Below are 5,680 nucleotides of genomic sequence, written 5' to 3'. Positions count from 1 at the left end.
GATCAGAGCTGAGGGCCGGGCTTGGCAGATGGATCGCCCATTATAACGAAAGGCGTCCGCATACGGCGCTGGCTGGACGTACGCCCGATGAGGCGTATCATGACGTGCCGACGCCATCTGGTCCGGGGTTAACCCCGGACCAGATGGCCAACAGCAACGCCGTCAGAAGGGCGGCATAACAACAACCGGGTATAGCTTATCAAGCCCGCAAAACTGTCCGAACGGACGGGACCACCTCATTGCAGGGTCTTGCGCGTGGTCTGGCACGAGATTTTGGCGCGCGTGATATCACGGTTAACGTGGTGCAACCGGGTCCGACGAACACCGACATGAATCCTCATGACGGTCCCCTCGTGCAGGCGATGCATGACGAGATGGCGCTCAAACGGCACGGCACAGCAGAAGATGTGGCACACTTGGTGGCCTATCTCGTAGGTCCGCATGCGAGTGGGATCACGGGCGCCATGCACACGATTGACGGCGGGTTCGGCGCATGAATGAAGCGGTCTTATATGTGATCTATCGCGGCACACCAGCCGATCGTTTCGACCGGGTATACTATGTGGAGCGCCACCTGCCGCTGGTGAGGAATGCCTTTGGTGCCTATGGGCTTGTGTCGCTCGCAGCATTCTACCCAGCGAAGGACACTTCCGAAACTGTCGCGATTTGCGAGTGCCGCTTTACCGATTCAGCCAGTATCGAGGTCGCATTCAGCAGTCGGGAAGTTGCGGCCGTCATGGCGGATGTGCCTCGCTTTACCGATCTTGAACCACTGCGCCTGCGCGTATTGCCTCTCTGAGGTTCTGATATGAATTTTCATCACCCATGGTCGAATGCATCGCTACGCAGTATTCGCCGAGGCCATTTCTGGATACCAGGCGAGCGCGTGGTCCAATCTGGCCGCACCTATCAGCGTGCACCGATGTATGTGGAGTGGGAGGCACCCGAACACGTTACACGTCCTTACCCGATCGTTTTGATGCATGGGGGCGGGTTTCAGGGGACGGAATGGTTCGATACGCCCGATGGCCGAGCGGGATGGGCGCAGCGTCTGGTTGAAGCAGGTTATGCAGTGCTAGTGATCGACCGGCCGGGGCACGGGCGTTCGCCCCTGCATACGGACATCACCGGGACAATGGGACCGCCGTTTTCCTATGAAGGCGGCCGTCAGATCTATTTCCCTGGTACCGATCCGCGCCATACACAATGGCCGTTTGCTGCGGATAACGAGTCGGCAATGGACGATTTTATCGCGGGTTATGGGCCATTGCCCGCTGATTTGTGCGTCTCCCAGACGATGGATGCCGACCGGACCGCAGCCCTTTTGGATAAAATTGGCCCTGCGATCCTGCTGACGCATTCTGCCTCCGGCCCGGATGGCTGGCTGGTCGCTGATCGGAGACCTGATCTCGTGCGGGGTATCGTTGCGATCGAGCCAATGGGGCCGCCTTTTGCGACCATTCCCAACATCGGACCGATGACGTGGGGCGCTGCTGCCGCGCCACTGGCGTTCGAACCGCCTGTGAGCGATGCAACGGTCCTGCAAGCTGCAGAGCTAGGTACGTATCGCCTGCCGTCTCTGGTCGGATTGCCGATCCTGATCGTGACCGCCGAGGCTAGCGACTTTGCCGCCGCAAGCCTGCCCACTGCTGCATTTTTGAATAATGCGGGGGCTTCAGCCGAGTTGATGCACCTGCCGGATTATGGCGTGCACGGCAACGGACATGGCTTGATTTACGAGAAAAACTCTGACGAAGCACTGGCTCCAGTACTGGCATGGCTTGCGCCGAACACAGAGGCGTTAGCATGAAGATAGCCTTTATCGGCCTCGGTGCGATGGGTCGTGCTATGGCCACCAATCTGGTCCGCAACGGCCATGACGTTTCCGCTTGGACTCGCTCGGGCCGCACGCTTGCAGGTGTGACCACGCTGGAAATACCGGATAAGGCCTTCGAGGGCGATGTCGTACTGACAATATTGTCAGATGATACGGCTGTTCGCTCCGTAATCGTCGATCCAGATTTGCTGTCACGCGCAAAATCAGGTGTGATCCATGTGATGATGTCCACGATTTCGGTCGCGTTTTCGCGCGAGCTGACGGCGCTGCACAACCAAGCCGGGGTGGCATTTGTGGCAAGCCCTGTTCTTGGCAGGCCGGATGTTGCGGCAGACGGCGCGTTGCAGATCCTGACGGGTGGCGATCCAACACATTTGGCCAGGCTCGTGCCCGTATTCGAGGTTTTGAGCAAACGTATTTGGCCGATGGGGGACAAACCTTGGGGAGCTCATGCGGCTAAGATTGCGTGTAATATGATGATTACCATGGCGATTGAGGCGATGGCGGAGGCAGTTGTGCTGACAGAGGCTAATGGTGTCGCACGCGAGGTATTTTTTGATCTGATCCTAAATACGCTGTTTGGCAGTCGATCTTATCAGGTCTACTCGAAGAATATCACGAACCGGGTTTACGAACCCGGCTTCCGTGCGGCTCTCGGCCTCAAGGATCTGAGGCTTGCGACAGAAGCGGGTGCTGCGACCGGTCGTGAACTGCCAATGCTGGCTGCGATCTTCGGACAGATGGGAGAAGCCATTGATGCTGGGCATGGAGAAAAGGACTGGTCGATCGTCGCGGCGCAGACATTGGGTGAGGCAGATAAGAATTCCTGAGAGATTATGGGATGCATAGTCAGGCGTATGAGCGGTAGTTAGACGGCATACAGAAAGCATGTCTGCTTTTGGAAATTCTCTACGGCGCTTTGCATGTCCGAGATGAGGGCGTAAGCAGCAGGTCCGCTTACGCCTACACGCCGAACATCAGCCGCGTTAAACGGCCATCCGGAAAGCGGGCATTAATAGAAACATTATGACAAGGTAGCGCATCGCTACAGGCTTGTGTGGGAGCCTGCCTCATTCAACAAAGAGGAATGAGCGAATTTTCTGTTCCGTCCACAACGCATATCCGACGTTTTCTGGCCTCTCCCGCAGGTGGGGCGTCTGTTCTCCTGCTGGCATCCCTGTTGGGTCTTGTCCTGGCGAATTCGTCATGGGCGTCGGGTTACGGCACCCTGATAACAACGCCCATGAAATTACCCATCTTGGGAGAGCGGGGGCCAGAAAACATTGATGCATGGGTCTCTGACGGACTCATGACCCTATTCTTTCTGGTGGTCATTCTCGAAATCAAAAAGGAAATTGTTTCCGGGCACCTCTCATCACTACGCAGCATCGCCCTTCCGCTTATCGGAGCGTTGGGGGGAATGATCGTGCCGGCCCTTACGTATCTGCTGGTAACATGCGATCATCCGGAAGCGACACGCGGCTGGGCCGTTCCTGTTGCAACGGATGCCGCGTTTACGTTGCCAATCATCCTTGCTCTTGGAAGGCATGTCTCGCCGGGAGCCAGGGCCTGGCTGATGGCGCTTGCCATTTTCGACGATGTGCTGGGGATTGTGGTGATCGCCCTATTTTATGGGAGCGCTCTGTATTGGCCGGGGCTTATCGCGGTCGTGATCGTGACTGCCGCATTGGTCGGCGCGAACAGGATTGGGATCAGAACTCTCTGGAGCTACGGCATCGGTTGCGTCCTGTTATGGGTGGCGCTTCTGGATGCCGGCCTGCACCCGACGCTTGCTGGAGTCATCACCGGCCTATGCCTTCCAGCAGTCACCTCAGGAATGGATGCCAGACAAGCTACGCCACTTGATCGGACATCTTCTGCGTTGACCCCTTTCGTTACCTGGGTCGTTCTACCGCTGTTCGGTTTCATGAACGTGGGTGTTTCACTAGCTGGCGTTCATCCGGACATGATGCTGGAGGCTGCTCCGCTCGGGATTATATTAGGACTGATTGTTGGCAAACCGGTCGGCATCTTTGGTATAACAATGCTTTCGACCCGCCTGAAGATCGCCACGCTTCCGGCTGAAACGCCGACGGGGATGCTGTTTGGGCTTTCGTTGCTATGCGGCATTGGGTTCACGATTAGTCTGTTTATCGCAAACTTGGCATTTTCCGGATCAGATCTTGTGACACCAGCTAAGATGGGCATCTTTGCTGGCTCTGTTCTGTCTGCCCTGATGGGATGGCTTTGGTTACGCTTCTTATCCCAACACAACCGGCTACCCCCCCATTCCTGACAAATTATAGTAGCTTTGTTTTTAAGCCTATATTAGGACCTGCCTCAGCGAGGCGTCTATCAAGAGTGCATAACGTTGCTCCGTGATCGGCGCAGACGGCAAGGTGTAAGGCATCACCTGCACGCAGCCCTAACGCATACTGATCAGAAAAACGCGCCGCTGCCCTGAACTGCTGTGTCGTTATGGGCAAAATCTGAAAGCTTTCAGCGGACAGACGAGTAAAGAGGGCTAACGCATTTGCACGGTCAGCAACGTTGATCTGACCGCTCCGTAGTTTGATTGAAAGTGCGGAAGAAAACTCAGTCGCGACCCAATCACTTATAAATAATTCGTCTGGATCCTGACTGGAAAGCCATGATTGCATCCGGTCTGTCTCTGCCTCGTTGGTCAGCGCGGCAACCAGAACGGACGTATCGATATAAACGCTCAATATCGTGCCTCGTCTCGCATATCCCGTACCATTTCTCGCGCGGACACAGCCTGGACTGTCATATTGGCTGTAAGCGAGCGCAGAGCGTTCAAATCAACAGGCTTGCGCTTGCATGTGACTTTGTCGATTTGTGCGACGATTTTCCCCCGACGCATAATGCGAACGGGTTCGCCCTGCATGGCCTGATCGACCAAACGACTGAGGTGGGCTTTTGCGTCCACCAAATTCACAGTTTGCACATCGAATCTCCTGACCATTAAACTAGTCACTTCATAGCACGGAGATTTATTCTAAGGTAGACAAATTAAGCGCAACCAGATCGCAGCACAAAGTTTCGTGTCCGCTTTTGTCATATCTGCGTGCATAGCCGACCTGCCGCTTCCCCCCCTAAACAGCCTGTCGGCTCATCAACAACAGAGCAGACGGGCTGTAGTCGCCCTCATCCCGGACATACAAGCCCCCATTCGCCAAGCTCCTAAGCGGACAGTCCGCAATCACCATGAGCTGATGGAGTTTCCTCCCACCCGAGTGCATTCTCCGCTCGGCTGCATAAAAGCAGCCCCTTCTGAGAACGTATCATAGAACAAGACATGTCAGATGGGGTGGAAGGCCTCCTTGCGGCATTGATGTGCCATACCGGCGGTTGATAAGCCTTCTGAAGGAGACCGCCCACCCCAACTGACAGCTAGCGGCGCGACCAGGACTGGTGGTGGAACGACAATGGGTGGTCCAGCATAAATCCACGGCCAGGCCTCCGCCGGAGCGGCAATCAGCATGGTCGCGGCGAATGCCACGGCCAGCAACTTCCATCCGATACTATCAGGCATTGTTCTGGTCCACTCTGAACACGCGAACGATTGAGGACGCCCAAACCTGCCTTTCTGCATTTTTGATACCTCTTGACACCATGCACGGAGTGCCCAGATTGAATCTGCCGGCCGCCGAAGGGGTCGGCAGACAGAACTATCAGTTTTGATCTTGTGTCCATGTTGCTCAAAGGAGGATATGGCTATGAGAGCCACCGTTGATTTTGCTCCCCTGTTCCGTTCGAGCGTGGGTTTTGACAGAATGCTCAACGCCCTTGATCTCGCCAGCCGGATTCCGGGGATTCCGGCGG

Annotated in this window: 7 protein-coding genes and 1 pseudogene; 6 read left to right on the top strand and 2 right to left on the bottom strand. The window is 55.9% G+C overall.

The window, feature by feature from the left end; translation table 11 throughout:
• From KP701_RS15735 to nhaA, 6 genes and pseudogenes are all read left to right on the top strand, one after another.
• Positions 1–179: integrase core domain-containing protein (locus KP701_RS15735; RefSeq protein ID WP_146750204.1), on the top strand; the 179-nt coding region annotated here is incomplete at its 5' end.
• 15 nt (positions 180–194) lie between these two features.
• A pseudogene (locus KP701_RS15730) lies at positions 195–497 on the top strand (SDR family oxidoreductase); the annotation flags it as partial.
• Positions 494–799 (top strand): EthD family reductase, encoded by a 306-nt coding sequence (locus KP701_RS15725; protein ID WP_211565295.1) that lies wholly within the window; start codon positions 494–496, stop codon positions 797–799. The pseudogene KP701_RS15730 and the gene KP701_RS15725, both read left to right, overlap by 4 nt.
• An 87-nt stretch (positions 800–886) precedes the next feature.
• Complete coding sequence (locus tag KP701_RS15720; protein ID WP_215747870.1) at positions 887–1,810, top strand: alpha/beta hydrolase; 924 nt, start codon at positions 887–889, stop codon at positions 1,808–1,810.
• Complete coding sequence (locus KP701_RS15715) at positions 1,807–2,667, top strand: NAD(P)-dependent oxidoreductase (RefSeq protein ID WP_077804083.1); 861 nt, start codon at positions 1,807–1,809, stop codon at positions 2,665–2,667. The genes KP701_RS15720 and KP701_RS15715 overlap by 4 nt, the downstream gene beginning before the upstream one ends.
• 257 nt (positions 2,668–2,924) lie before the next feature.
• On the top strand, positions 2,925–4,133 hold the full coding sequence (gene nhaA, locus KP701_RS15710; RefSeq protein WP_077804082.1) for a Na+/H+ antiporter NhaA: 1,209 nt from the start codon (positions 2,925–2,927) through the stop codon (positions 4,131–4,133).
• 4 nt (positions 4,134–4,137) lie between these two features.
• Here the strand turns inward: nhaA and KP701_RS15705 are convergent, their stop codons facing one another.
• Entirely contained in the window at positions 4,138–4,563 is a 426-nt protein-coding gene (locus KP701_RS15705) for a type II toxin-antitoxin system VapC family toxin (protein WP_077804081.1), read from the bottom strand.
• On the bottom strand, positions 4,560–4,820 hold the full coding sequence (locus KP701_RS15700) for a type II toxin-antitoxin system Phd/YefM family antitoxin (RefSeq protein ID WP_207728951.1): 261 nt from the start codon (positions 4,818–4,820) through the stop codon (positions 4,560–4,562). Before KP701_RS15700 ends, KP701_RS15705 begins: the two co-directional genes overlap by 4 nt.
• Between the last annotated feature and the right edge of the window lie 860 nt (positions 4,821–5,680).

The organism is Gluconobacter sp. P1C6_b (genome assembly GCF_018811945.1).
Classification (GTDB): domain Bacteria; phylum Pseudomonadota; class Alphaproteobacteria; order Acetobacterales; family Acetobacteraceae; genus Gluconobacter.
The sequence above is the reverse complement of the archived record's forward strand: the minus strand, read 5'-3'. Positions and strand labels throughout refer to the sequence as shown.